Source organism: Streptomyces sp. NBC_00523 (assembly GCF_036346615.1).
Taxonomy (GTDB): Bacteria; Actinomycetota; Actinomycetes; order Streptomycetales; family Streptomycetaceae; genus Streptomyces.
In genome coordinates, this window is the sequence record NZ_CP107836.1 from 263,834 (window position 1) to 288,818 (window position 24,985).

General features: G+C 70.4%; 20 protein-coding genes and 3 pseudogenes. 10 read left to right on the plus strand and 13 right to left on the minus strand.

All coding sequences use genetic code 11. The annotated features are described in order from the left end of the window. Positions 1-57 precede the first annotated feature (57 nt). Both OHS17_RS01310 and OHS17_RS01315 read right to left on the minus strand, forming a co-directional pair. On the minus strand, positions 58-954 hold the full coding sequence (locus tag OHS17_RS01310) for a serine hydrolase (RefSeq protein WP_330310644.1): 897 nt from the start codon (positions 952-954) through the stop codon (positions 58-60). After that, positions 951-1,880 (minus strand): LysR substrate-binding domain-containing protein, encoded by a 930-nt coding sequence (locus OHS17_RS01315; RefSeq protein ID WP_330310645.1) that lies wholly within the window; start codon positions 1,878-1,880, stop codon positions 951-953. Before OHS17_RS01315 ends, OHS17_RS01310 begins: the two co-directional genes overlap by 4 nt. A 115-nt stretch (positions 1,881-1,995) precedes the next feature. Between OHS17_RS01315 and OHS17_RS01320 the strand changes: the two genes are divergently transcribed. Next, entirely contained in the window at positions 1,996-3,609 is a 1,614-nt protein-coding gene (locus OHS17_RS01320; protein WP_330310646.1) for a penicillin-binding transpeptidase domain-containing protein, read from the plus strand. A gap of 13 nt (positions 3,610-3,622) precedes the next feature. On the opposite strand, the gene OHS17_RS01325 is transcribed toward OHS17_RS01320, so the two are convergent. Then, on the minus strand, positions 3,623-5,245 hold the full coding sequence (locus OHS17_RS01325; RefSeq protein ID WP_330315124.1) for a carboxylesterase/lipase family protein: 1,623 nt from the start codon (positions 5,243-5,245) through the stop codon (positions 3,623-3,625). A gap of 171 nt (positions 5,246-5,416) precedes the next feature. On the opposite strand from OHS17_RS01325, the gene OHS17_RS01330 reads away from it, so the two are divergent. Then, positions 5,417-6,391: a helix-turn-helix domain-containing protein gene (locus OHS17_RS01330; protein ID WP_330310647.1), complete on the plus strand. Its 975-nt coding sequence runs from the start codon at positions 5,417-5,419 to the stop codon at positions 6,389-6,391. Between the two features lie 707 nt (positions 6,392-7,098). Here OHS17_RS01330 and OHS17_RS01335 read toward each other — a convergent pair. Beyond that, a complete protein-coding gene (locus tag OHS17_RS01335) occupies positions 7,099-8,013 on the minus strand; it encodes an alpha/beta hydrolase family protein (RefSeq protein ID WP_330310648.1) in 915 nt (304 codons plus the stop codon). A gap of 99 nt (positions 8,014-8,112) precedes the next feature. Here OHS17_RS01335 and OHS17_RS01340 point away from each other — a divergent pair, with 99 nt between their 5' ends. Beyond that, on the plus strand, positions 8,113-8,703 hold the full coding sequence (locus OHS17_RS01340; RefSeq protein WP_330310649.1) for a TetR/AcrR family transcriptional regulator: 591 nt from the start codon (positions 8,113-8,115) through the stop codon (positions 8,701-8,703). 140 nt (positions 8,704-8,843) lie between these two features. Here the strand turns inward: OHS17_RS01340 and OHS17_RS01345 are convergent, their stop codons facing one another. Continuing rightward, positions 8,844-9,797: an IS481 family transposase gene (locus tag OHS17_RS01345; RefSeq protein WP_330310650.1), complete on the minus strand. Its 954-nt coding sequence runs from the start codon at positions 9,795-9,797 to the stop codon at positions 8,844-8,846. Positions 9,798-9,937: 140 nt separating this feature from the next. Then, positions 9,938-10,818, minus strand: a protein-coding gene (locus OHS17_RS01350; RefSeq protein ID WP_330310450.1) for an IS5 family transposase whose coding sequence is annotated in 2 segments (ribosomal slippage) — positions 9,938-10,458 and positions 10,458-10,818 — 882 coding nt in all. Because the reading frame shifts where the segments join, the coding sequence is not laid out codon by codon here. A 160-nt stretch (positions 10,819-10,978) separates the two neighbouring features. On the opposite strand from OHS17_RS01350, the pseudogene OHS17_RS01355 reads away from it, so the two are divergent. After that, a pseudogene (locus tag OHS17_RS01355) lies at positions 10,979-11,514 on the plus strand (helix-turn-helix domain-containing protein); the annotation flags it as partial. A gap of 181 nt (positions 11,515-11,695) precedes the next feature. On the opposite strand, the gene OHS17_RS01360 reads toward OHS17_RS01355, so the two are convergent. Further along, complete coding sequence (locus OHS17_RS01360; RefSeq protein ID WP_330310651.1) at positions 11,696-12,169, minus strand: cupin domain-containing protein; 474 nt, start codon at positions 12,167-12,169, stop codon at positions 11,696-11,698. Between the two features lie 66 nt (positions 12,170-12,235). Between OHS17_RS01360 and OHS17_RS01365 the strand changes: the two genes are divergently transcribed. Both OHS17_RS01365 and OHS17_RS01370 read left to right on the plus strand, forming a co-directional pair. Continuing rightward, positions 12,236-13,375 (plus strand): DUF5937 family protein, encoded by a 1,140-nt coding sequence (locus OHS17_RS01365; protein WP_330310652.1) that lies wholly within the window; start codon positions 12,236-12,238, stop codon positions 13,373-13,375. A 34-nt stretch (positions 13,376-13,409) separates the two neighbouring features. Then, positions 13,410-15,101 carry a DUF885 domain-containing protein gene (locus tag OHS17_RS01370; protein WP_330310653.1) on the plus strand — a complete coding sequence of 564 codons (1,692 nt, stop codon included), beginning with the start codon at positions 13,410-13,412 and terminating at the stop codon, positions 15,099-15,101. Positions 15,102-15,235: 134 nt separating this feature from the next. On the opposite strand, the gene OHS17_RS01375 is transcribed toward OHS17_RS01370, so the two are convergent. Beyond that, entirely contained in the window at positions 15,236-15,544 is a 309-nt protein-coding gene (locus tag OHS17_RS01375; RefSeq protein WP_330310654.1) for a hypothetical protein, read from the minus strand. Positions 15,545-15,770: 226 nt separating this feature from the next. On the opposite strand from OHS17_RS01375, the gene OHS17_RS01380 reads away from it, so the two are divergent. Continuing rightward, on the plus strand, positions 15,771-17,519 hold the full coding sequence (locus OHS17_RS01380; protein ID WP_330310655.1) for a hypothetical protein: 1,749 nt from the start codon (positions 15,771-15,773) through the stop codon (positions 17,517-17,519). 60 nt (positions 17,520-17,579) lie between these two features. On the opposite strand, the gene OHS17_RS01385 is transcribed toward OHS17_RS01380, so the two are convergent. Then, positions 17,580-18,527, minus strand: coding sequence for an NAD-dependent epimerase/dehydratase family protein (locus tag OHS17_RS01385; protein ID WP_330310656.1), 948 nt, complete (start codon positions 18,525-18,527; stop codon positions 17,580-17,582). 133 nt (positions 18,528-18,660) lie between these two features. On the opposite strand from OHS17_RS01385, the gene OHS17_RS01390 reads away from it, so the two are divergent. After that, positions 18,661-19,380 (plus strand): TetR/AcrR family transcriptional regulator, encoded by a 720-nt coding sequence (locus tag OHS17_RS01390; protein ID WP_330310657.1) that lies wholly within the window; start codon positions 18,661-18,663, stop codon positions 19,378-19,380. 156 nt (positions 19,381-19,536) lie between these two features. Beyond that, a pseudogene (locus OHS17_RS01395) lies at positions 19,537-20,025 on the plus strand (dihydrofolate reductase family protein); the annotation flags it as partial. Between the two features lie 6 nt (positions 20,026-20,031). Here the strand turns inward: OHS17_RS01395 and OHS17_RS01400 are convergent. The 3 genes and pseudogenes from OHS17_RS01400 to OHS17_RS01410 all read right to left on the minus strand — a co-directional run. Next, a pseudogene (locus OHS17_RS01400) lies at positions 20,032-20,241 on the minus strand (LysR family transcriptional regulator); the annotation flags it as partial. A gap of 25 nt (positions 20,242-20,266) precedes the next feature. After that, positions 20,267-21,127 (minus strand): FAD-dependent oxidoreductase, encoded by an 861-nt coding sequence (locus OHS17_RS01405; protein WP_330310658.1) that lies wholly within the window; start codon positions 21,125-21,127, stop codon positions 20,267-20,269. A gap of 303 nt (positions 21,128-21,430) precedes the next feature. Next, positions 21,431-22,417 carry an alpha/beta fold hydrolase gene (locus OHS17_RS01410; protein WP_330310659.1) on the minus strand — a complete coding sequence of 329 codons (987 nt, stop codon included), beginning with the start codon at positions 22,415-22,417 and terminating at the stop codon, positions 21,431-21,433. Positions 22,418-22,560: 143 nt separating this feature from the next. Here OHS17_RS01410 and OHS17_RS01415 point away from each other — a divergent pair, with 143 nt between their 5' ends. Beyond that, positions 22,561-23,166: a helix-turn-helix domain-containing protein gene (locus tag OHS17_RS01415; RefSeq protein ID WP_330310660.1), complete on the plus strand. Its 606-nt coding sequence runs from the start codon at positions 22,561-22,563 to the stop codon at positions 23,164-23,166. Between the two features lie 401 nt (positions 23,167-23,567). On the opposite strand, the gene OHS17_RS01420 is transcribed toward OHS17_RS01415, so the two are convergent. Beyond that, entirely contained in the window at positions 23,568-24,887 is a 1,320-nt protein-coding gene (locus OHS17_RS01420; RefSeq protein ID WP_330310661.1) for a hypothetical protein, read from the minus strand. Between the last annotated feature and the right edge of the window lie 98 nt (positions 24,888-24,985).

The following is a 24,985-nucleotide window of genomic DNA, read 5'->3' on the forward strand; positions in this document are numbered from 1 at the left end:
CCTGCCTATGGCTCCGGTTCGGACGGCCGCACCGCATTTCCGGGCCGTCCCTTCCGCTCAGCGGCGGTCGGCCCCGGCGGCAGAGTCCTCGCGGAGAGCGTCGACTGCGATGCGGGCGGCGGTGCCGATCACCGCGTCGGCGGCGGGCACGATCGCCGCGGTGCTGAGGGTGCGGGTGAACACGGCGACGGCGTACTGGCCGCCGTCGGGGTACTCGACGACGCCGACCTCGCCGCGCAGGGTGGGGAGGGAGCCGGTCTTCCCGGCCACGTGCACGTCGTCGAAGGGGAAGCCGGAGGCGAGGCGGTGCGGCCACACCTGCAACGCCATGAGCCGCCTCATCGCGGCCCCGTTCTCCGGGGTGCAGGCCGTGTCGCGCCAGATCGCGGCGAGGAGCCGGGTGAGTTCGCGCGGGGTGCTGCGGTTGGCCCAGGCCGGGTCGAGCGCGCGGAGGCGGGCGATGACGTGCGGGTCGGCGAGGGCCCGGGCACCGCCGGGCCCCGCGTCCTGCTTGACGCTGGCCATCATCTCGCCGAAGGAGTGGGTGGCGATGGTACGGGAGAGGCCGAGGCGTGCGGCCGTACGGTTCACGGCGTCGAGTCCGACGCGGTCCAGGAGGAGGTCGGCGGCGGCGTTGTCGCTGACGGCCATCATCAGATACGCCAGGTCGCGCAGGGAGAGCCGGGCGCCGTCCAGCATGGCCGCGAGGCCGGTCGGACCCGCGGGGCGTCCGAGCGGCGGGCAGTCCAGCTGCTCGGTGAGGTCGAGGTCGCCGGCTGCGGCCCGCTCGTGGAGGGCCACGAGCAGCGGGAGTTTGTGGATGCTGGCGGTGCACACCGCCTCGTCCCCCTGTACGTCGAGTTCCGCGCCGGAGTCGATGTCGAGGGCGTGCATCCGGCCGGTGACCCCGGCGTCGGTGAAGGCCGCGCGGAGGGCGGTGAGGGTGTCGGTCATAGCCAGTACTCCGCTGCGGGGCGCAGATATGTCGGGCGGGAGGGGGTGTCGGGGCGGGCGTCGGCCGTAGTGCGCAGCGCGTGCGCGGCGGCGTCGGCGAAGGCACGTACCGCGGCGTCGCCGTGGCCTCGCGGCCATGCGGCGGAGTGCCGCCAGGCCAGCGGGGCGCCGACGAGGGGGCGCCAGACGAGGTCGGGGGGCGTGGTGCCGTCCATGGCGTCGCGCGGCATGAGGGCGACAGCCGCCGCGGAGAGCACGAGGCCGCGGACGAAGCTGGTGCCGCTGCCGTGCCGGACGGCGGGCGGTGTGTAGCCTCCGCGCGCGCAGGTGGTCAGCAGGTCGTCGTAGAGCGCGGGCGATCCGGAGCGCGGGAAGAGCACCAGATCGTGTGCTCCGAGCGCCGCGAGGGGTACCTCCGTGTGCCGTACGGCGGGTGCGTCGCGGGGTAGCAGCACGCCGAGGTCGCGGCGGAGCACCGGTCCGAGTTCCAGGCCGGTCACGTCGCAAGGGTGGTGGACAAGGCCGACGTCGAGCTCTCGGGCCGTGAACCGTTCGAGTTGGTCCGCGGTGGAGAGTTCGTGCAGCTCCAGCTCCACCGTGGCGCAGTTGGCCCGGAACTCGTTCAGCAGCGCGGCGACGGTGGTGCCCGCGATGTCGGGGGGCAGCGCCGCCCTCAGGAGGCCGCTCTCGCCGTCCCGGATGCGGAGGGCGGCGGCCCGCAGTGTTCCGGCGCGGGCGAGGACCTCGCGTGCTTCGGGCAGCAGCAGCGTGCCGGCCTTGGTGAGGACGACTTTGCGGCTGGTCCGGTCGAAGAGGCGTACCTCCAGCTCACGCTCCAGGCGCTGAATGCGCTGAGACAGGGGCGGCTGGGCCATGTTCAGACGGACCGCCGCACGGCCGAAGTGTGACTCTTCTGCAACAGCCACAAAGCATTCCAGGTGCCGGATCAGGTCCACGAGCAGCAATCATATCCGTTCTTGATTGATGGTTCATTCATATCCGACTTGGACATGGGGCGAGGGATCTTGTTCTCCTCACGGCATGACACACACATCTGTCCGGCGAAGAAGCACACGTGCCCCGCTCAAGGCCGTCACCGCTACGGCGGTGAGCCTCGCCGTCCTCGCGGGCGGTGCCTACGCCGCCGGGCTCGGCCCCTTCGACCGCCGTTCCGACGCTCTCGACCCGGCCGCCGCCGCGCAGGCGCGCGCCTTCCTCGATGACTGGTCGGCCGGGCGCTACGACAGCGCGGCGTCGCGTACCACCCATCCCGCCAGGGCGCAGGACGTGCTGCGCAGTTTCACCAGCGGCCTCGACATCGAGAAGCCCCGTCTGACCACGGGTTCCGTGGAGCGGGCCGACGACGGCACGGTACGGGTTCCGTACACCGCGAAGATGCCCGTGAAGGGGCTGGGCACCTGGACGTACACCTCACGTGTCCCTCTGCGGGAGGCGAACGGGGCCTGGAAGGTCGACTGGGCTCTGGAGCTGGTGCACCCGCACCTGAGCGACAAGGCGAAGTTCCGTCTGGAGCGGGAGGACACAAGTCCGCCTGAGGTAGCCGACCGCAACGGGAAGTCCCTGGTCGGCGACGAGTATCCGTCCCTGCAGCCGTTGCTCGCGCGGATGGCCGGTGCCGATGGCAAGCCGCGCGGCGCCATCCGGCTCGTCGACCGGGTCACCGGGCAGACCAGCGGAACAGAGGCCACGTTCGGAATGCGACCGGGCAAGGAGAGCGGTCGGGCGACGAAGACCACGCTGGACGCCGCGTGGCAGGCCGCGGCCGATCAGGCACTCGCCGCCGAGTCCGGTGGCCGGAACGCCTCACTGGTCGCCCTGCGCATCGACAACGGCGAGATCCTCGCCCTGGCCAACTCCCCCACCACCGGCTTCAACCGGGCTGCCTCGGGCACGTACGCACCAGGCTCCACCTGGAAGATCGTCACGAGCAGTGCGCTGCTATTGAAGAACGCCGTGACTCCGGACACCGTGGTGGACTGCCCCAAGTACCTGACGGTGGGCAAAGAGTTCCATAATGTGGAGACGTCGGAGTTCCACGGCGCCACGTTCCGGAAGGACTTCATGGAGTCGTGCAACACCGCTTTCATCAGCCTGCGCGGCAAGCTCGGCGACACGGAGACGGGCGAGGTGGCGCGCACGTACTTCGGCGTCGGCCAGGAGTGGCATGTGGGCATCCCCTCGTACGACGGATCGGTGCCCGTACCGAAGGACGAGACGGAGAAGGCGGCGGCCATGATCGGGCAGGGCCGCATCCAGGCGAACCCGCTGATCATGGCCTCGGTCACCGCCACCGCGGCCTCCGGCCGTTTCCACCAGCCGACGATCCTGCCGGATGCCGAGGACAGGACCTCGACCACCGCGCTCCCGCAGTCCGTGGTCGCCCAGTTGAAGACGATGATGCGGGACACGGTGACCGAGGGCACCGCACACGTCCTGGCGGACCTGCCCGGCGACATCGGCGCGAAGACCGGCACGGCGGAGGTCTCCGAGGACGAACCCAACAACGGCTGGCTCGTGGCCCGACGCGGCAATGTCGCCGTGGCCTGTGTGGTCGAGCAGGGTGTCACCGGAGGTGGCTCGGCCGGCCCGATCCTGCACCACCTGCTGTCCGCCGTCCCCGAAGACCCGTCGTAGCGCCTACGAGCCGCTACGCACTGGGCCGTTCCCGCGCATCGCGCCAGAAGGCACAGTCGTGCGCGTCATACGCGTCGGTGGTGTGTATCGCCCCGGGACCGGGGGCCAGCGACAGTACGGGGCCCGCGGTGTGCAGGACCGGCCAGTGCGGAGCTCCGGGTGTGTTCGGGTTCCCGGTGCGGGCGAAGGACGCCCAGTAGTCGATCATGCGGTCGGACAAGGTGCCCTGAGCTTCGGTCAGGGGCCGTTCGGTGGGCACGGAGGAGAAGAGGTAGGGCAGTTCGAAGCCGTGCGCCGCCCCGTAGGGAAGGCCGGGGTGCGCGGGGAGACCGGTCGGGACCGGGGCGTCCGGATCGTTGAACTCGTAGCCGTAGAGCGGCATCCGAGGTGCCTGCGTGGTGATCTCGCGGGCCTCCTGGAGCGTGGTGCATGCGAGGGAGCGGTCGGTCAGCACGGCGGACCAGGCCAGCGCAGGCGTCGGGTAGCGCGCCGCCGGGTAGTGAAAGTCCACCGCGGCGCCGGCCGGGCCGAAGGCCTCGTCGAGACGGGTGCGGTAGTCATCCTCGGTGCGGATGGGGTACGCGGCGAGCGACTGACCGACGAACATCCGCATCTCGTCGTGGTTGGTGCCCTGGAGCAAGGGCATGCGGTGGAAGCGGCCGGCGGCAAGGGCCTTGCCCGGCGCGGCGGGCAGCAGCGGGTTGCCGAAGGCGGGCCGGTTGAAAGACGCCATCAGTTGCGCGGTGGCAAGGCGTTCCGTGCTCTGCTCGCGCAGGCAGGCCAGCACCCGGGCGTCGTCGCCCGCCTCGCAGCCGAGCTGCCGCGCGGCCAGGGCGCCGCTGTCCTGGACGTCGCGTTCGGCGGCGAAGGGCTCGTACGCCGGTGTTCCGGGGCCGAGGGCGCCCGGCGGGAACGACATGTGGCAGGAACCGCTCTGCAGCACCGCCCGCTGGAAGAGCCCGGCCGCGCTCGGCGAGGTGAGGTGCGCACAGACGCTCAGGGCGCCCGCGGACTCACCGAACAGGGTGACGGCACCGGGGTCGCCGCCGAACCGCGCCGCGTTCACCCGCACCCACCGCAAGGCCGCCTGCTGGTCGGCGAGGCCGAACGGCGGAGCGGACCCGAGGGCGGGATGACCGAAGTAGCCGAAGACGCCGAGGCGGTAGTTGACCGTGACGACGAGGGTGTCACCGCGAACGGCCATCCGCTCGGCCCCGTAGTCGCCTCCGGACCCGCCGAGGAACGCCCCACCGTGCAACCACACCAGTACCGGGCGCCGCTGACCGGTGGGCGGGGGCGTCGACGGCATGGTGACATTGAGGTAGAGGCAGTCCTCGGAACCGCTCACGCCGTCCGTGCCGGGCATCGGCATCTGCACGCAGCGCGGGGCGGGGGCCGTCGCGTCCCGCACTCCCCGCCAGGCCGGTGCCGGCGCGGGCTCCCGCCAGCGCAGCCGGCCGGTGGGCGGCGCGGCGTACGGGATGCCGTCGAAGGTGACGTACGAACCGTGGGCGGCGCCCCGGACCAGGCCGTGGTCGGTCCGTACGACGGTTTCCGCAGAAGCCCCGTCGGCACGCGACGGCTCGGCGGCGGCAGTCGTGACGGACACGGCCGTCACGGCGAGCAGGACGGTCACGCGCAGCAAGCGCAGACTGTGCGCGCGCAGGCCAATGCACCTGCGGGGGCGTAGTGGTGGGATCGAGGACATGCGTGCTCCCTTGTCTCGACGGTCCGGGTTTTGCATGGCCCGGAGGCGGCCGGTGCTCAGTACGCTAGAAGCTCCCCCGCGCTGGAGGTTCAAGGGTCTGTGACGCACCGCACATGGAGCATCGGTGAACTCGCCGCCGCGACAGGCCTCTCGGTGAAGACCCTGCGCTACTACTCGGACAGCGGTCTGCTGCCGGTCGCGGAGCGCAGTGGCGGGGGCCATCGGCGCTACGGCCCGGAGGCGTGGGAGCGGATCGGACTGATCAGGCGCTTGCGGGCGCTCGACACGCCGATTGCGGCCATCACCCGGGTCGCGTGCGGGGAGCAGACCCTCGGCGACCTCGTGGCGACCGAACTCGCCGCCGTACAGGAGCAGCTGACGCAGTTGCGCTGGCGGGAGGCGACACTCGGCGCCGTCGACGACTGCGCGGACGGCGAGCGGCTGCGGCGCCTGGAGATCCTCGCCCGGGTGCATCGGCTTCCTGAGGCGCGGCGGAGCCTCACCGACCACTGGTACCGGGAGCTGCCCGCCGAGATGCCGAGGCGGCGGCTCGAAATCATGATCGCCATGCTGTCTCCCGAGCCCTCGCGCAACCCCTCCCCCGCGGCGGCGCTGGCGTACGCCGAGATACACGTTCTGGTCTCCACGCCCGGCTTCACGCGCTGGACGGGGGATCACGCGGAGGAGATGCGGGACGCACCCGCCTTCTACGGCGAGATCGACGAGGCGGCCGCTCTGACGGCCGCTGCAGTGCAGGAACGCCTGCGGCCTGGCCCCGGACCGGCGGTCGACGCCTTCGTGTCCGCTCACGCGCGGGCTCGGAGGGAGTCGGACACCCCGGCCTTCCGCCGCTTCCTGCACGCGCTGGTCTCCAGGTCGTCGGGCTTCGACCCACGTCTGCGTCGCTACTGGGGCCTGCTGGACGCCGTCACCGCAGGGCGTTCCCTGAACATGACAGCTGCTCACGCCTGGCTGACCGAGGGGCTGAGCCTCTCGATCTCCGGGACCGTGCCGTGCGCCGAGAACTCCGCCCACGGGTCCGCGCAGGGGCCTCCACCTGCGCGGAAGGCTTAATCGGGACCAGCGGCATAGCAGACCGCAGTCGCTCCTCGTGCGCCCGATCGCCCTCACCGGGTCACTTGCGGGCGCCACCACTACTTCCTCGCGGCGGGAGGCCTTGCCGCCCGCCGCCATCCCGCGATGCGCGGACTGGGTGACGCCATCGCCCTGGCCGTCGAGCGTGTCGCAGGCGACGCCGCCGCGACCGCGGTCGGCGACCGTAGCCTGATGGGTCGCGCCATTGGTCGCGCAGCCCTCGCCAAGAGCTCCAGCGGCTCCAATCGGCCCTCCTTTGCCGCAGGAGCCGCAGGCGGCCCGGTGCCTCAGCGCGTGAAAGCGCTGCTCCAGCCGGTGGCGACTCCTCGCGGCGTCGCAGTCGCGGCAGCCGGCCTGCCACTTGCCTGCTCAGCCGCAACCAGCGGGGAAGCCACTGCAGGGCTCGCGCGTCTGCATCAGCACGTTGACATCGCCCAGGGCGAAGTCCACGACGACTGACCTCGCGGGCCGCAGCTCTACCGCCACCGCGATCCGCCTTGAAGTCTTTCTCGCTGTTGCGGGTGGGGTACGGCGCCCGCGCCTGGGACAGGGAACGGCTGCCCCAGGAGAATCGGGGGCTTCTGGCGGGCTTCGGTGCATCACCGGCGTGATGTGTGCGAGAGGCCTCCCGGCCCGCCGCTGCCGTGCGGCCGGCGACGGGCCGGGAAGGGGCAGCACTGGCCGGGTCAGTCCTTGTGCTGGAAGGACGCCTTCTCAACGGCTTCGGTGTCCTCACGGAAGCGGGACCACGCATCGGGGTCGCGGTCGAGGGCGTCGAGGAGGTACGCGGTGACGGCGTCGGCGACGAGGGCAACCCGGTGGGCGTCCGTGTCGGTGGTCTCGCACACGGCTTCCCCGGCGATGCCGCCCAGGGTGTGCTCTCCGCCGGGGACGACGAGGAGATGTTTGGGGGCGGGGCTGACGTCGAAGGCGTCGAGGAACCAGTCCGGTCCGCGCGTGGACATCTTCGACTGGTCCTTGTCGCCGGCGATGACGAGTGCCGGTGCGGTCATGGTGGCGTAGTCCGGCCTCATGAAGGGCAGGTGCTCGACGGCGAACGGCGTGAGCGAGTCGCCCGTGCCGGTCGCGGCGATGAGCACGCCGGCCTTTGCTCCGTCGTGGGAGAAGTCCTCGCCCGCGGTGCCTTGGGCGTCGAACACGCGGGCGCCCAGCAGGGTGCCGACGGTCTGGGCTCCCCAGGAGTGTCCGACAAGGGCGACGCTTCTCGGGTCGGCGCGGTCGATCAGGTCGCCTGCCTCGGCCAGGATGGTGTCGAGGTGGTCCAGCACCGCGTGGAGGTCGTCGATGCGTACGCGCCAGATGGTGCCGAAGCGCGGATCGTCGAACGGTATGGTGTTGCGGCGCGAGTCCAGGTGGGTCGGTTGCACGACGACGAAGCCGGCGGCGGCCCAGCGGTCGACCAGCGGCTCGTAGCCGTCCATCGACCACGCGTTGCCGTGGGAGAACACGATGACCGGAAGGTCGCGACCCTCGGCCGGTGCGGTCACCTTGACCTGCAGGGGCACCGCCCGACCACTGGTGGGGACGGTGATGGGCTTGATCGCGACGGTCTTCGTCCGGGATTGCGCAGGAGCGAACATGTGCGGACTTCCTGTAGGAAAGGCGCGTGCCGCATACTTGACGGAACGACGTTCCGCCCACAGTAGCGGAACAATGTTCCGCGAACCAGGGGTGAGATCTTGTCCCGATCGGTCGGCTCCAGAGCGGCAGGCGCCGAGCGCACTCGCCAGTCCCTGCTCGCAGCCGCGGCGCAGGTGTTCGTCGAGCAAGGCGTCCAAGCGCCCATCCGTGACATCGCCGGCCGGGCCGGGGTGGGCCTGGGCACCGTGTACCGCCACTTCCCCACCCGGGCGGACCTGGTCGTCGCCGTCTACCGGCACCAGGTGGACGAGTGCGCGCGACTCGCCGCCGATCTCGCCGGGTCGCCGAGGCCGGGCGAGGCCCTGTGGCGCTGGATGGACGCTTTCGTGGAGTTCCTCGTCACGAAGCACGGACTGGGGGCGGCGCTCCAGTCCGAGGACCCCAGCCTGCAGAGCCTGCACTCCTTGATGCTCGACACACTGGTCCCGGCCTGCGCCTCGCTCCTCGACGCCGCGACGGCCCGGGGGGAGCTTGACCCGGACGTCACCGCGTACACACTGATGCGAGCGGTCGGCAACCTGTGCATCCTGGGTCCGGGATACGACCGCGAGCACGCGCGGGCCATGGTCACCCGACTCCTTGCCGGCTGCCGGACGACCATGCCCCCGGACGGTCCCGTGGCGGCCTGACGGCGAGCGGCGAAGACCCTCCCCCGCACCCGGGCGAACAGGCCGGCAGCGGCCGAGTTCGCCGACACCCCGTCCCGCCTGCGGGTTTCCCGTCCGATCGGCCGACCGCCGGCCGACAGGCGGCGCAACACCTCAACGGCCTAGGTGTATTGCCCTGTGAGGTTGGGGACGCGGCTGGCGGGTGGCTTGCCTGCGAGCGCGGTGTGTCCGCGGTGGTGATTGTAGGTGTGCAGCCAGCCGGGGAACGCGTCGCGTCGTTCCTGCTCTGATTGGTAGGGGCGGGCGTAGGCCCACTCGTCGAGCAGGGTGCGGTTGAGGCGTTCGACCTTGCCGTTGGTCTGCGGCCGGTAGGGGCGGGTTCGCTTGTGGGTGATCCCGGCCGCTGCCAGGGTGTCGCGCCAGGTGTGGGACTTGTAGCAGGAGCCGTTGTCGGTCAGGACGCGTTCGACGGTGATGCCTGCGCTGGTGAAGTAGGCGTGGGCCCGCTGCCAGAAGGCGGTGGCGGTCTCCTTCTTCTCGTTGGTGTGGATCTCGCTGTAGGCGAGGCGGGAGTGGTCGTCGACGGCGGTGTGGATGTAGCTGTAGCCGGCGCTCTTGCGGGTCTTGCGGCCGGCCTGGCGGCCCAGCACCTTGTGGCCGCCGCCGTCGGGGATGTTGCCGAGCTTCTTGATGTCCACGTGCACCAGTTCGCCGGGCTTCTCGCGTTCGTAGCGGCGTATGTTCCGGCCGGTCGCACGGTCCAGATGGGTTAGACGGGCGAGCCCGAACCGGGTGAGGACCCGGTGCACGGTCGAGGGCACCAGTCGCAGGTGGTGGGCGATGCGGGCCGGGCCCCAGCGCCGTAGGACACGAACTTTGATGATGCGCCGCTCGGTGCGGGTCGGGGTCCGCCCGGGACTGTGACGAGGACGCGAGGAGCGGTCGGTCATGCCCGCTTCACCGAGGTGCCGGTAGCGGCCGGCCCAGCGCTGGGCTGTGGTTGGTGAGACCTGGAAGCGTTCGGCGGCTCGGCGCAGCGGCCAGCCCTCCTCGACCACACAGCGGGCCAGGCGCAGGCGTCCAGTCTCGGTCAGGGGTGCATTACGGTGGGGCACGAGGGCCTTTCGGTCAGGTGTTGACATCGCAATCCACACCGAACCGGAAGGCCCTCACCTGCTTCAAGATCCCTCAGCCGAGACCTGGCTCACCCGTCCACAACCTCCCAGGACAGAACACCTAGGGCCTGTCCGGCGGATCATGGGCGGAGCCATAAGCGGACTGCCCCTGCGGTGACCGTGCCGTGGAAGACGTAGGCCCGCTTGTCGTAACGGGTGGCGATCGCGCGGGAGTTCTTGAGTCGGTTGATGGTCCGCTCGACCTCGTTGCGTCGCCTGTAGCGCTCGCGGTCGAAGCCTGCAGGTCTGCCGCCCGCGCTGCCTCTGCGCCGGCGGTTGGCCCGCTGGTCCTTCGGCTCGGGGATCGTGTGCTTGATGCGGCGTCTTCGCAGGTAGCGGCGATTTCGGCGGGAGCTGTAAGCCTTGTCGCCACTGACGTGAGCGGGCCGGGTCCGGGGCCGCCCGCCCAGCGGGCGGGGAACCCGAATCCGGACCAGGACCTCGATCATCTGCGGGGCGTCACCCCACTGACCTGGAGTGATCAGAAGAGCCATGGGGCGGCAGCCGCCTTCACCGGCGAGGTGGATCTTGGAGGTCAGACCGCCCCGGGACCGCCCGAGTCCCTCATCGGGGCGGTGGTGCCGGGGCGTCGTCCTTTTTTCGGGACCCGCGGCCTCGCCCTGCGGGCGCCAGCCGCGTGCTGGTGGGCCCGGCAGGACGTCGAGTCGACGCCGACCATGCCCCAGTCGATCCGCCCGGCCAGGTCGGCGTCGGCCTGGACCGCCTGCAGGAGCCGGTCCCAGGTGCCGTCCGCCGACCAGCGGCGATGCCGCTCGTAGACGGTCTTCCACGAGCCGTAGCGTTCCGGCAGGTCACGCCACGGAACACCGGTGCGGACCCGGAACAGGATCCCGTTGACCACGGTCCGGTGATCGTTCCACCGGCCGCCCCGGCCACCCGGCAAAGGCAGATGCGGCTCCAGCAACGACCACTCATGATTCGTCAGATCCCCCCGGCCCATGCCCCAACCAACGAGCGACCGATCGGAAAGTCACATGATCCGCCGGACAGGCCCTAGGTGCATTGATCACGAGCGTTGTTGACACTGGTCTGGTCTTGGACATGGCGACGACCTCCGGTGTGGTGGGAGCTGTCCAGGAACTCACCGCGCGGAGGTCTTCGTGCCCCACCGTAATGCCCGGCTGACCGTCTTCGGTAGGAGAAGAATGCTGGTCGACCGCGTGTACTCAGGGCGTCCGGTCACTCATGTGGCGGCCGAGATGGGTATCTCCCGCGCCACGGCCCACAAGTGGATACGCCGGTGGCAGGCCGAGTGCCAGGCGGGTCTGTACGACCGGTCGAGCCGGCCTCGCACGACGCCGCACCGGACTGCGGCCGCGATGGAAGACCGGGTCTGCCACCTGCGGCGAAGCCGCAAGCTCGGACCGGCCCGGATCGGGGCGGTCCTGACGTGAAGAAGCCCGGCCGGATCCCCGACGGCGGCGGCCACAAGACCAACGGCCGCAAGGCCGGCCGCCCGGTCCACAGCATGGGCTTCGACTACGTCCATTCCGCCGTCGACGACCACTCCCGCCTGGGCCACGGCGAAATCCACGCCCACGAGAAGGTCGCCACCTGCGCGGCCTTCCTGACCCGCACGGCCGCCTTCTTCCGCGACCACTGCATCGACCGCATCGAACGGGTCCTGACGGACAACGCCTGGACCTAGCGCTGCCCCACCGCACTCGAGGGCAAGCCCCCAAATCAGCGGCGTCAACAACGCTGCGGGTCAATACACCTAGCGCGTTGGGAGAGGGTGGGTCATGCGGCGGTGGCGATCCTGCCGAGGGGATGCCTGAGGTCACCTGTCCGGCGGGAGTGGACAGGGTGCGCCGCCGTCACCGCTCGTGGGCGTCGACGAAATGGTTGTCGTGGTCTTCGTGAAGGCGGCTCAGCTCCCGCTCGTTGATGGTGGCGAGCTGTGCGAAGTACTCCTCCCGCGGTACGCCCGGCGAGAGTGCCATCAGGAGGGTGGCTGGTTCGGCGCGTTCCTTCCGGAGGGCATGGACTCCGCTCATCGGGGCATGTGCGGTGTCGCCACGCCTCAGTGTTCGCCATGTCTGCCCGTCGAAGTAGTCGATTTCGCCTTCTTCCACGATGAAGGTCTCGCTGAAGGTCGTGTGAAAGTGCGGGGCAGGTCCCCGGCTGGAGGGCGACATGCGCCACCGGTAGATGCTCACCATTCCCCTGGTCTCCGCCGGACCGGCGAGGACTTCGACGGTCGATCCGCTGCCGCCCAGGCGAATCATTCGCGTCTGTTGGGCCCGCTCAGGCTCCTGGGAGCGCCGGGCACTCGATTGCGTGTTCGTCATGGCCCGAGTCTCCGGGTTTCACGGTTCTGCTCGCGCTCACTTCGGCGGTGGCCTAACAATGCGGGGATGATCCGCTACCGCTTGGGTGCCGGCGCCGCGAGTGTGCGGTGGGCGATGTCACCGATCCACGAAGTGGTCAGCCTTGCTCAGCTGTTGACCGAACCGCAGCGTCACGCGATGTTCCATCCGTGGCTTCGCCGTCGCCACCTCCGTCTCTCGCATACGGACCTGCGGGCGCTCACCGTCTTCATGGCCGACGGTGCGTATCGGCCCGACTTCCTCGACCCGTCGCCGATGACCAGTGAGCCGAGGTTCGAAGAAGGTATGGATGCCCTCCTCGCCGCACCGACGGACCAGACGTACGCGGAACTGGTGGACGCCATGCGGGGACGTGGAGCAGACATGGGCCGGCTGCTCAACGACCCCGGGCGGGCCAGGTCCGAGGCCGCCGATGCGCTGCGCCGCCTCTGGAAGACAGTCGTGGAACCGGAGTGGGTGTCCATGCGGCAGGCTCTGCGTGCCGAGTTACTGGACCGGGCCATCCAGGTCAACCGCGAGGGGCTCCGAGCGGTGCTTCCGCGCCTGCACCCGTCCGCGGCGTTCGAGTACGACACCGTCACCGTCGAGAAGCCTGTGGACATCGACGTCGACTGCCCTGAGGGGCTCATTCTCGTTCCGTCGCTGTTCATCACCGACCGGGTGCAGTGCACCACCTCGGACCACTGGGCCCCGGCGATCTACTACCCGGCGTCCGGGCGGTACCTCTGGGCGGCACCTCCCACTCCGAGGTCGCTCGACCGTCTTCTGGGCGCCACTCGAGCGAGGATCCTTGCCGCGCTCACCACTCCGCTACAGACGACGGCGGTGGCCGGACTGGTGAACGTCACTCCCCCGACCGCCAGCGAACACCTGGCAATCCTGCGGGACGCCGGGCTGGTCGAGCGCAGCCGGGCCGGCCGTACGGCCATGTACGAACTCACCGAGGCCGGGCATGCCCTCCTGGCTGCAGCCTGTTCGCCTGCTTCGGGGTCTCGCGCAGATCCTCCCCACGGCGTGCAGTCCTCCGCCGAGGGCAGGCCGTTGGTGGCGACGTACTCCAGGACGGCGGCGAACCCGTCGGCGTTCTCTCGCGGGAGCCGGACGCCGAAGGGAAACGGAGCTGGTACCGGTACGGAACGTCTGTGTCGCGGGCCCCTCGACGACTGATGACCGGTGTCGGCTTCTGCGGAAGGATGACCGCATGACGCAGATCGACAACCCGCTTCCTCGCCAAGTCGCCGACGCATACGTCACAGCCCTCATCGAGCTTGACCCGATCACGGGTACGTTCCTCGGCGTGCCGAAGAGTTCCACCCGCTTGCCCGACCTTTCACCGGCCGGCGCGGACGCCCTCGCGGCGCTCGCGCGTGAGACCCTCGCGCGCCTCACCGAGGCTGAGCGCTTGCCCGGTGCCGACAGCGGGACCGAGCGCCGCTGCGCTCGTCTGCTGCGCGAACGCCTCACTGCGGAACTCGCGGTTCACTCGGCCGGTGAACACCTGCGGGCCGTAGGCAATATAGCGACGCCACCCCACTTCGTCCGCGACGTCTTCACGGCGATGCCGACCGGGACCGAGGAGGACTGGACGGCCGTCGTCGAGCGCCTGCGGGCCGTGCCCCGGGCGCTGGCCGGCTACCGCGAGAGCCTGGCCCTCGGACTCGAACGCGAGTTGTACGCGGCCCCCCGGCCCACCGCCACCTTCGCCGACCAGCTCGATCAGTGGGTCGACACCGATGGCCAAGGGCGAGGGTGGTTCGAAGATTTCACAACCGCCGGTCCCGACGCGCTGCGCGGCGAGCTGGGCGAGGCGGCCCGTGCCGCCACCGCCGCCCTCACCGGACTGCGCGACTGGATCCGTGAGGAATACGAACCCGCCGTCCAAGGCGCCCCGGACACCGTCGGCCGCGAGCGCTACGCCCGCTGGGCCCGTTACTACAACGGCACCGACCTCGACCTCGACGAGGCATACGCCTACGGCTGGTCGGAGTTCCATCGTCTGCTCGCCGAGATGCGGACCGAGGCCGAACGTGTCCTGCCAGGCGCGAACACCCCCTGGACAGCGCTGGCCCGGTTGCGTGAGCAGGGCCGGCACGTCAAGGGCGAGGAGAAGGTCCGTGACTGGCTCCAGGGCCTGATGGACCAGGCGATCAGCGCCCTGGACGGCACCCATTTCGAACTCGCCGACCGGGTACGGCGTGTGGAGTCCCGTATCGCGCCGTCCGGAGGCGGCGGCGGACCGTACTACACCCCTCCCTCGGAGGACTTCTCCCGCCCCGGCCGCACCTGGCTGCCGACCATGGGACAGACCCGCTTCCCCGTATACGACCTGGTGTCGACCTGGTATCACGAGGGCGTCCCGGGTCACCACCTCCAGCTCGCCCAATGGATACACGTCTCAGAAGACCTCTCCCGCTACCAGGCGACCGTCGGCATGGTCAGCGCCAACATCGAGGGATGGGCTCTCTACGCCGAGCGCCTGATGGACGAACTGGGATTCCTGAAGGACCCCGAGGAACGGCTCGGCTATCTGGACGCGCAGATGATGCGGGCGGTCCGGGTGATCGTCGACATCGGCATGCACCTGGAGCTGGAAATCCCGGCCGGCTCCCCGTTCCACCCGGGCGAGCGGTGGACGCCTGACCTCGCCCAGGAGTTCATCAGCGCGCACAGCAGCCGCCCGGCGGACTACGTGGAGAGCCAGCTCATCCGCTATCTGACAATGCCGGGGCAGGCTATCGGCTACAAGCTCGGGGAACGGGCCTGGTTGCTCGGCCGGGAAAGAGCCAAAGAGCACCGCGGCGATGCCTTCGACCTGAAAGCCTGGCACATGGCTGCCCTCTCTCAGGGCTCCCTGGGCCTGGACGACCTGGTCGACGAGCTCTCCCAGCTCTGACGGGCGGACCAAGGGCGTCCCTTCTGATCATGCTCAGGCCGCATCCCACGTTTGTTCTGGGCGCGAGGGCGCTGAGGCGGCTTCGTAGTCGCGTCAGTCTGGTGGGGTGCCCGCCGTACGGCGGGCACGTCCGGTCAGTTCATCAGGGTGGGCGGGAGGGCGGGCGGGGGCAGCAGTCGGCTCCTGCGGCGCGACCATACGCGGTGGGACCACCGCACGGCGAAGCAGGCGCCGCCGGTGATGGTTCCGGCGGCGACCGCCATACCACTGTGATGCTGGAGGAACTGCCTCACGGCGTCCGTCGCGGCGGCGATCATCACCAGCCACAGGAAGCAGTGCGCGGTCCAGAAGACGATCGCGATCACGAGGTCGACGCGTCGCATACGGGCGAGCTGCGAGCGCACGTAGCGTGTACTCACCTCGTCGAGGACCACAGTGGACATGGCAACTCCTTGTTCAGCGCGCACAGGTGGCGGCAGGTGACCGGCCGGGCCGGTGTACCGGGAATCCGGCATGCGCACCGTAGGAGGCCCCAGCGTGGTGGTCTGCCTTTTCCCGGCGGGATGTTGTTCCTCCGCGCTCTGACCTGCGGTATCGGCCGGGCCAAGCGGGAGCGCTTACCCTTTGTCCCGGGATAAGTCGCCGGGCGCGGCACGGGAGGGGGAAGCGGTGGGCGATCGTTCGCCGGGGCGGCCGGGTCGTCCGTTCAAGGAGCTGGCGCCCCAGCCCGACGCGAAGCCGCATGTGGTGGATTTCCTCCGCAAGCTGCTCATCGAGTCCGGGCTGCACCAGCAGGACTTGATCGGGCCGCTGGGCATGAGCAGGAACAAGCTGTCCGACCGGTTCAACGGCCGTGGTCTGAACAGGGCGTTCGTGCTGAAGGTCGTAGAGGTGTGCACCAAGGACCTCGACTCTCACGCCCGGCTCAGGCAGCTCGCCACCGCCGAGCGGCTGTGGGACAGGCCGTCCCCCGGCCTGGACCCGAGGCTGTCGGCCGACGCCAGGAACACGGTCCTCACCGCGACCGCCGTCATCGCCCGCGCCGAGGCCGGCCGGGCCGAGGCGCTGCAGGAGTTGGTGGACAAGCAGCGGCAGCTCGACGAGGCCGAAGCGGCGAGGGCGCTGGCCGAGGAGACATTGCGGGCTGCAAGCGCGCTGTCCGCGGTGCTGGCTGTGTGGGTTGTCATCCTGGCCGACGAAGTGCAGCGCCGACACGTGGACCGCAGCGCCGTCGCCGGCCGTGCCGCTGTGGACCGTGACGAGCTCGTGCGAGTGGAGACTCTGCTGAACCTGACCGTCCGCCAGCACGAGCGCGTGATAAGTGACAAGGAGAAGACCAGCGGTGACTTCGACCGTGCCGCGTCGGTACTCGCAGGGCTGATCATCACCGCGCGCCGTCTGCGCGAGGAGATCGCGCGGCTACGCGGGGACGAGCCGCCCGGCCCGCCCCCTCACAGTCCCGGCGCCGGCGCGATCGCCCTGGTTCCCTTCGATGCCACACACGAGTTCACCGCCAACATCGACCAGGCCATCTCCCGCGCGGAGGAGTTCAGCCGCACCATCGGCCGGCAGGTCCAGCAGGCCGCAGGCGTCCTGGCCGGACTCGACCCGCAGGCGGTCCCCGGCAGCACTGTCCGGCCGCAGACACCCGGTGCGCACCACGACGGGTATCTGCCCGGATCCTTCCTCTCCCGCCTCGCCCCCGACGACCACGACAACCTGCTGCACCTCGGGCGACCGCACCGCACACAGGAACTCGACGGGCTGTCCCACCGGCAAGGTGTGGTCCTGGTGCTGTCCGGCACGCTGCTGCGGAAGATCCGCACCTTCGCCGGGTCGTTCAACGTCGGCGTGTGCAACGCCGGCGACGTCGTGGGCGACGCCTACGCGCTGACGGGCAGGCTCAGCAACGAGTACATCGCGTACTGGAGCAACGGCGACACCGTCGTCGTCCCCCACCAGGAGTTCGCCCGTTACATCAACGACCGGCCCTCGGCCGTACGCGCGCTGCTCGCCTCGACCGCGCACACCAGTGCCGAGCAGAGCAGGCGCACGGGCAGGGGACCACGCGCCACACTCATCAGAGCTCTCGTCCGTCTCGCGGAGTCCCACAGCGCCACGCTGACCGGCCCCATCACCCTGGCCGTCTCCGAGGGAACCTTTCACGAGCTCGTGCCGCAGGGCCGGGAACGGCTCAACGCCCTGGCCGACGAGGGCCTCATCCGCATCACAGACGATGACCAGATGATCATCCCCGATCTGCGCGCCCTGCGGCTCGGGCTTCCGGCAGCCGACGGGGAACCGCCTGTCGCAGACTCCGAAGACGCCGGCACGAGCCAGCACGGTCAGCAGAATCAGCAACCGGGCGCAGTCCAAGCCCAGACCAACCACTCCTCCACCCCGCACACGCAGGGATGACGCCTACCCGTGTCTGCTATGGGCGCCGCCTTCGATCGGATCGGTCGGACCGGGCCGGGTTCAGTGCGCGGCCAGCAGTTCTCCGTACCAGTCGAGTGTGGCGTCGACCGTGGCCGGCATCGGGTTCGGGGTGAGGCTGTACGCCTTCTCGATGGCCGTGGAGTCGACGATCTGCGCCTCCGTGTGCTGGTAGAACATCTCGGCGTACTCCGCCATGAACACCTCGTCGAACGGGCCGAACGGGCGCGGCTCGGCTATGACGGTGAGGTTCAGGGGGCGGCCGATGCGCTGGGCCACCAGGTCCATGATCTGGCGGGTGGTGAGCGCGGGTGCCGTGGGCAGGTGCCAGACGCGGCCGTCGCCGTCCGGGTTCTCGCCGAGCGTCGCCAGGCCCGCCGCCACGTCTCCGATGTACGTGTAGCTGTGCGGCAGCTCGATGTCGCCGAGTACCGGCACCTCTCCCCCGGTCAGCGCGGCCGGGAACACCGCGCCGCCGAGCGTGGAGTTGAGGACTCCGGGGCCGACGAAGTCGGCGGACCGGCCCAGCACGACGCGTAGCCGTCCCTCGTCGTGGGCGGCGAGGTAGCGGGCGTCGAGCTCCGCGCGCATGCGGCCCTTGCGGGAGGTCGCGTTCCAGGGGGTTTCCTCGGTCATCACCGCGCCGTGCGTCTCGCCGTACGGGTAGAGCGTGTCGAGGACGACGAGGCGCGCGCCGGCCGTCTCGGCCGCCGCGAGGACGGACTGCTGGATGCGCGGCATGACCTCGACCTGGAGGTGATAGCCGACGTTCAGGCAGTGGTAGGCGACCGCCGCTCCGTCGAGGGCGGCCCGCGCGCCTTCCGCGGTCGACGCGTCGGCGGCGAACCGCTGAACTCCGTCCGGGGCGCCGCCGTCGCCGCTCCGGTCCACCAGTCGGACCTGGTGGCCCCGGCCGGCCAGCTCTGCGGCGAGTGCGGTGCCGGCGGGGCCGGCGCCGAGGACTACGTGGAGATCACGTGTTGTGGTCATGAGGGCTCCCGAAGTAAGTGAGAGTGACTGTGCATTGCTTTAGTTATGGACTGTAACTCTTGCAATGGTCCATCGCAAGAGTTCTTGTTAGACTCCGTAACGGAAGTGAGTGTGCCTAGCGAGAGGGCCGAGAATGGCGGAGACGCAGCAGGGGCCGCGGGCCAGGTACCGGGAGCAGACCCGGGCGGAGATCAAGGAAGTGGCGCTGCGCCAGCTCGCGGAGGGTGGTGCGGCGGCGCTCGCGCTCACACGCATCGCCAAGGCGCTGGGGCTCTCGGGGCCCGCCCTCTACCGCTACTTCGCCAATCGCGACGACCTGCTGAGCGCCCTGATCAGAGACGCGTACGACGACGCCGCAACGGCCATCGGCGAGGCGGCGGCCACGGCGCGCGACCGGAGCCCGCGCGAGCGGCTGCGCGTACTGGCCGGGGCCTACCGCGCCTGGGCCGTCTCCGAGCCGCACCGCTATCTGCTGATCCAGGGCTCTCCGGTACCGGGGTATGTGGCCCCGGACGACACCCTGGAGCGCGCGCGTGCCGCGCTCGGACCGTTCCTGCCGGTCTTCGCAGGCGGTTCCCCGGGGGCCGACGCGGCCTCGATGGTGGACCGGATGGCGGCGTGGCTGGAGACGGACGCCGGTGTGGGGTCCTGGGTGGCGGAGTACGCGCCCGACGCCGCGGGGGACGTCAGGGCTTCCGCCGTTGCGCTGGCCGGTGCGGTGCTGGTGTGGGCGCAGTTGCACGGGGCGGTGGGCCTGGAGGTGGCGGGGCAGTTCGCCGGCATGGGGCACGACGGGGAGTCCCTGCTCGCGGCCCAGAACGGCATGCTGGCGGACGCCTTCGGGCTGGAGTAGGCGCTGGGGCCCGGGGGTGCGGGCCCGTCGGCCGTTGCGGGCTCCGGTCGTGCGGGGCGGGCGGTCGGCCGGGCGATCGATGAGTTCTGGGGCGCGCAGGAGTTATCACCGTACGGCCGCTCACAGGCTGACGCCCTCGTACCCGAAGGAAGCAGCATGGCAAAGCTCATCTATTCGATGGTCACCTCGCTCGACGGCTACGCCGAGGCGGAGGGCGGCCCCGGCACGGGGGCCGACGACCCGGAGGTGCACACCTTCATCAACGACCTCTTCCGCCCCGTCGGCACGTACCTCTACGGCCGACGGATGTACGAGACGATGGTCTACTGGGAAACCGCGCACACCGAGCCCGACCAGCCACCGCACATCCTGCAATACGCCCGCGACTGGCAGGCCGCGCATTAGATCGTGTACTCCTCGACCCTTGAGTCCGTGTCCAGCGCGAAGACCCGGATCGAGCGGACCTTCGACCCGAAGGCGGTACGTGATCTCAAGGCCGTGGCCGATCACGACCTCACCGTCGACGGCCCGAACCTCGCGGCCCAGGCGATCAAGGCCGGACTGGTGGACGAGTACCACCTGTTCATCACCACGAGCGTGGTCGGCGGCGGAAAGCGGTTCTTCCCCGACGGCGTACGCCTCGATCACAGGTAGAGCGGTCCCGCAGGCGCTGGTGAGAGCGTCGTGCCGGCGGACGGTGGACACCCGCTCCAGACCCGCCAGGTCGAGGTCCGTCTGGGCGGACAGCAACTGATGAGCCTGCTGCACCAAAGCGTGAACCTCGGTACGCATGGCCAACGCACGCGGCGTAGGCGTCATGTGGCGTCCAGTGCGCACCAGAATCAGGTCACCGGCGGCCTTGCCGTTACGCTCCTCAGTCGCTCTGTCACCCGATGTGACGGGCTCGGCCGACCAGAGCGGCGACACTCCGCGGTGCTTCCGCGCCGAAGAAGACCTCCAGGTTGCGCTCCGAGCGGCTGGCGGCTTCGCTGCTGCGCGGGAACAGCCGCTCTTCGTAGGCGGCGAACGCGGCCTCGTTGTCGGGTTGCTCGACCAACTCGCGGGCCAGATCGGCACCGTCGTACATGGCGAGGTTCGCACCCTCGCCGGCGAAGGGCGACATCAGGTGGGCGGCGTCGCCGACGAGCGTCACGCCGGGCACTCTGTCCCATGCGAGTCCGACGGGGAGGGCGTGGATGGGCCGGAGCCACGGTTCTGCGTCGCTCTCCGCCACGAAGACGGTGAGCAGCGGCGACCATCCGTCGAACTCGTCGGCGATCCGGCGGAGGCCCGAGGGCTGGATGAAGTCGAGCGACCTCATCCAGTCCTCGGGCTTGTTCAGCGCCACGTATCCGCGCAGGTGCCCGTCGGCGTAGCGATGGGCGATGATCCCTTTGCCCGGTGCGACCGCCATCAGCGTCCCGCTGCCGATCGCGGTGACGCGCGCCCGATTGTTCCGGCCGTCCGGGGCGAGAGCGATCTCGACGAAGCAGGTTCCGCTGTAGACAGGCCGCCGGGCGGGGGTGAGCAGCGGGCGGACCGGAGCGAGGAACTCGTCGTACAGGCCGGCGGCCCGAAGTGCGATCTGCCCGGTCTCTTCGTGGATGTCGAGCAGGCCGCCCTGCGCACGGGACGTCGCCGAGGTCTCGCTCTCGTAGATCGTCGCGGCGATGCCGTGAGCCTGAAGCACCCGGGCGAGCGTCAGGCCGCCCGGTCCCGCTCCGATGACGGCGATGGTCTCGTTCATGATGCGCTCCTGATTGACGCCGACACGCGTCGGCGGTGGTCGGCGCCGGGAGAGGACGGGTGCCCCGGTCTCGGCGAGGAGACGCTCAACGATGAGAACCCGCTGCATCGATGTACGAACGATGTCCTGCGGAAGAGCCCGCGGGACTTCGCTTTTCGCGACGGACTCACGTTAGCTCGGTGTCGGCCTCGCGAGCAGACCGTACGGCAGGTAGCCCGACCGGACACCGAGTTCCCAGTACGTTCCGCACGGACGCCCGCACTTCACTGCTCGGCGGAGCACGCTGCCACCGCGCCTGGCGGTTCAGCCCGTGAGGGAGCTGAGCCAGCTGGTGAGCAGACGGTTGGTCTCCTCAGTGCGTTCCTGCTGGATCCAGTGGCCGCAGCCCTCCAGGAGGTGGGAGGCGGTCAGGCCGGGGAGGGTGGTGGAGAAGGCGTCGATGGCGTCGGACATCCAGGTGGTGGAGGCGTCCAGGGTGCCGCCGATGAACAGGGACGGCTGCTTGATCGGGGCGCCGTGGAGGGGGGCGAGGTCCTCCCAGTCGCGGTCCATGTTGCGGTAGCGGTTGAGGGCGCCCGTCAGGCCCGTGCGCTCGAACTCTCCGGCGTAGACGTCGAGGTCGTCTACGGTCAGCCAGCCCGGGAGGATGCCGGCGGGGAAACGGTCACGCAGTCGACCGCCGTGGGCGACGAAGTGTGGGTCGGGCTCGCCCTGGGCGGGCATGGTGTCGGCGGACAGGGCAGCGTAGAAACCCGCGAGCCAGCCCCGCACGTCGGGCTCGATCTCCGCCTCGGCGCGGCCGGGCTCCTGGAAGTAGGAGACGTAGAACTCCTGCTCGGGGCCGCCGATCCGGCCGAGGACGTCGGTGGGGCGGGGGCCGCCGGGTGGCGCGTACGGGACGCTCAGCAGGGCGACGGCCCGGAAGACCTCGGGGTGGAGCAGGGCGGAGGTGGCGGCGATGTTGGAGCCCCAGTCGTGGCCGACGACCACCGCGCTCTCCTCTCCGAGAGCGCGTACGACGGCAACGTTGTCCTCCACCAGGTCCAGCATCCGGTAGGCATCGGTCTCCGCGGGCTTGGAGGAGCGGCCGTAGCCGCGCACGTCGAGCGCCACCGCCCGGTAGCCGGCCGCGGCGAGGGCCGGGAGCTGGCGGCGCCAGGAGTACCAGGACTCGGGGAAGCCGTGCACGAGCAGGACCAGCGGGCCGGTTCCCTGCTCGACCAGGTGCAGGCGCCCGGCGGGGGCCTCGACGGTGCGGTGACGGAGTGCGGCGGACGGCTCGGGCTGCATCGGGTCTTCTCTCGGTTCACGGGTGGACACGGGTACGCATCGATCATGCGGCGCAGGGGCCGTCCGCCGCGATCACCCTTGCCAATCTGGCAAACTTGCAGGGCAGGATGGTGGAGTGACACGTCCGGAAGGGGGCGGAGCGGGTGACGGACGATGACCAGGCCGACACGTCGGCGGCCATCGGCCGCCGGCTTCGGGCCGCACGTCAAGACCGCGGCTCCACGCTCACCGGCGTCAGCTGCGCGACCGGCATCTCCCCGAGCACGTTGTCGCGGATCGAGACCGGCCGACGCAAGCCCACTCTGGAAATGCTGCTGCAGCTGGCGAAGGAGTACGAGGTCTCCCTGGACGAGCTGGCCGGCACCGCTCCCGCCGCCGGGCCCCGCGCCTCCGCGCTCCAACGTTTCGGCGACGACAAGGTGGTGCTGCCGCTGACCCGGTACGTCGGAGGCCTGCACGCCCACAAACACGTCCTGCCCGCCATCCAGGAGCCGCCCGCGCGGCCCCGGCAGGTCTCCCACGGCGGCTGGGAATGGCTGTGCGTCCTGTACGGGCGGCTGTGGCTCGCACTCGGCGACCAGGACCTCGTCCTGAGCGCCGGGGAAGTCGCCGAGTTCGACACCCGCGATCCGCATGGGGTCGCCAACGCCGGCCCCGGTGGTCCGGTCGAGTACTTGATCATGTTCGGGCCGCAGGGGGAGCGCCTGCGACCGCGCACCCCGCCCGCCCCCGGCCCCAGGGCCCGGTAGCGAGCAGCGAACGAACGGCCTGACGTCCCGGATACGCGCAGGATGTCGGGCCTCTTCCGCCGGAGCCGGCAGGGCCGGCGTAGGGGTCACCGGGCATCGCCGCGCGGAACCGAGCCCGGACAGGCTCGGCGCCGCCAGCCCTGGTCGGGACGGCCGTCGGCGAGCCACTGGGCAAGGCCGCGCAGCCCGGCCGCCCAGCGTCCGAGGTCGGTGGCCTCAGCATGGACGGTGACTACGGTGAGCGACTCGGCCACCGCCTCGTCCGACCGCTGGGCGTCGTTGAGGGTCAGGGCAGGGCCAGGCCGGTTCGGTCCGAGACGGGCACTGGCGCCTCTGAGCGGGGTCGGACAGAACCGGGCCCCCGGGCGGGAAGGGTGGCTGGAGGGCCGTCGCTGGGATGGTCAAAGCCGGTGGAGTGGCGCGGAGTGCGTCCAGTGCCAGTTCACCGGGCCCCACTGCTTCTTCAGGGCAGTGCGCTGTCGGGCGTACGCCCGCAGTGCCTCCTCGACCGCGGCCGCGAGGTCGGTCAGGTCGTCCGGCGCGGGGATGCGCAGGATCAGGTGCTGTTTGGTGTGGGCCAACAGCAGGTCGCCGTTGGGCGCGCAGGAGCCGAGGGTGAAGTGGGTCAGTGCCTTGAACGTCTTGGTGTCGGTGTCCAGCTTGGCTCGGAGTACTCCTGCTTTGTTCCAGGCGTAGAGGCCGTAGCGGTTGAGGTGGAAGGCGTGGCCGCGGTGCGGGTCGGCGGCGAGGTTGAAGCAGAAGCCGGTGAAGGGCGAATCGCGCCACTCATGCAGGCCGTGGAGTCGTCCGGTCATCTCGCCCTGGTCGTTGACGAGGGCGAAGACGAAGGGCTGGCCTCGGCTGCCACCTCGGAACGTCTTGGCGTAAACGGGGACGACGAAGAGGCTGTCGGAGAGCGGGACCGGGCGGCCGAGGTGGGACCGGTTCCAGCCCGAGAGGCGGTCCTCGGCAGCGACGAGTTCGGTGAGTGCGGGGCGGGGGCGGTTCGCCATGCCGACAGGGGCGCCCTGGTACGTGGCGTGGGGGCGCAGGTCGACGGCGCTGTGGCGTGCCGGTTCGGGGTCGAGCGAAGCGAGCGCGCGGATGGCCGGCTTGGATTCGGCGGTCAAGGATCCCTCGGCGATGCCGACGAGGTTGGTGAGGACGTTGCCGTATCCCCACACGCCGTACTCGGCGAGGGTGCACAGCAGTCGGCCCGACGGGGTGACGCTGATGGACCCGGCGAAGGGGTCGCCCTCGCCCGGAGTGAACTCGCGGTAGGGTCGCCCGTCCTTCGAGTCGTAGACGGCCAGAATCCGGCTCAGGTCCGGAGCGACGAGCGTGGTGTTGTCCGGCGTTGCGGTGATGGCGAGGACCCCGTCGGGCAGGACACACAAGCCGATGTCACCGCCGTCTGCGACGCCCGAGTCTCCCTCGTCCGCGCCATCGGTGCGGAACTGCGCGCTGCCCAGGAGCTCGCCCTCCTGGGAGTACCGGGTGATGATCGTGTATCCGAAGTTCGCGGTCTGCGGGTCCCGTTCCTCGTCGGCGACGCCGTAGGTATATCGGGAAACGCCGTACAGGGCGTACACCTCGCCGTTCGGGGCCCCTGAGAGGTCGAAGAGGCTCAGCCCCCAGCCCGTGGAGTACAGGGCGGTCAGGTCAAGGCGGTGGTGGTCCACCAGGGTGTCCGGCAGGGCCAGGGGCAGAGTCTGGATCATGCGCTTCATCCTGCATCACGGCTCTGACAGTCGGCCCGGAACGCTCCAGCCCACGAGAGCGGACACGGCGTAGCCGGCCGCGTGCGCCCTGAACACCG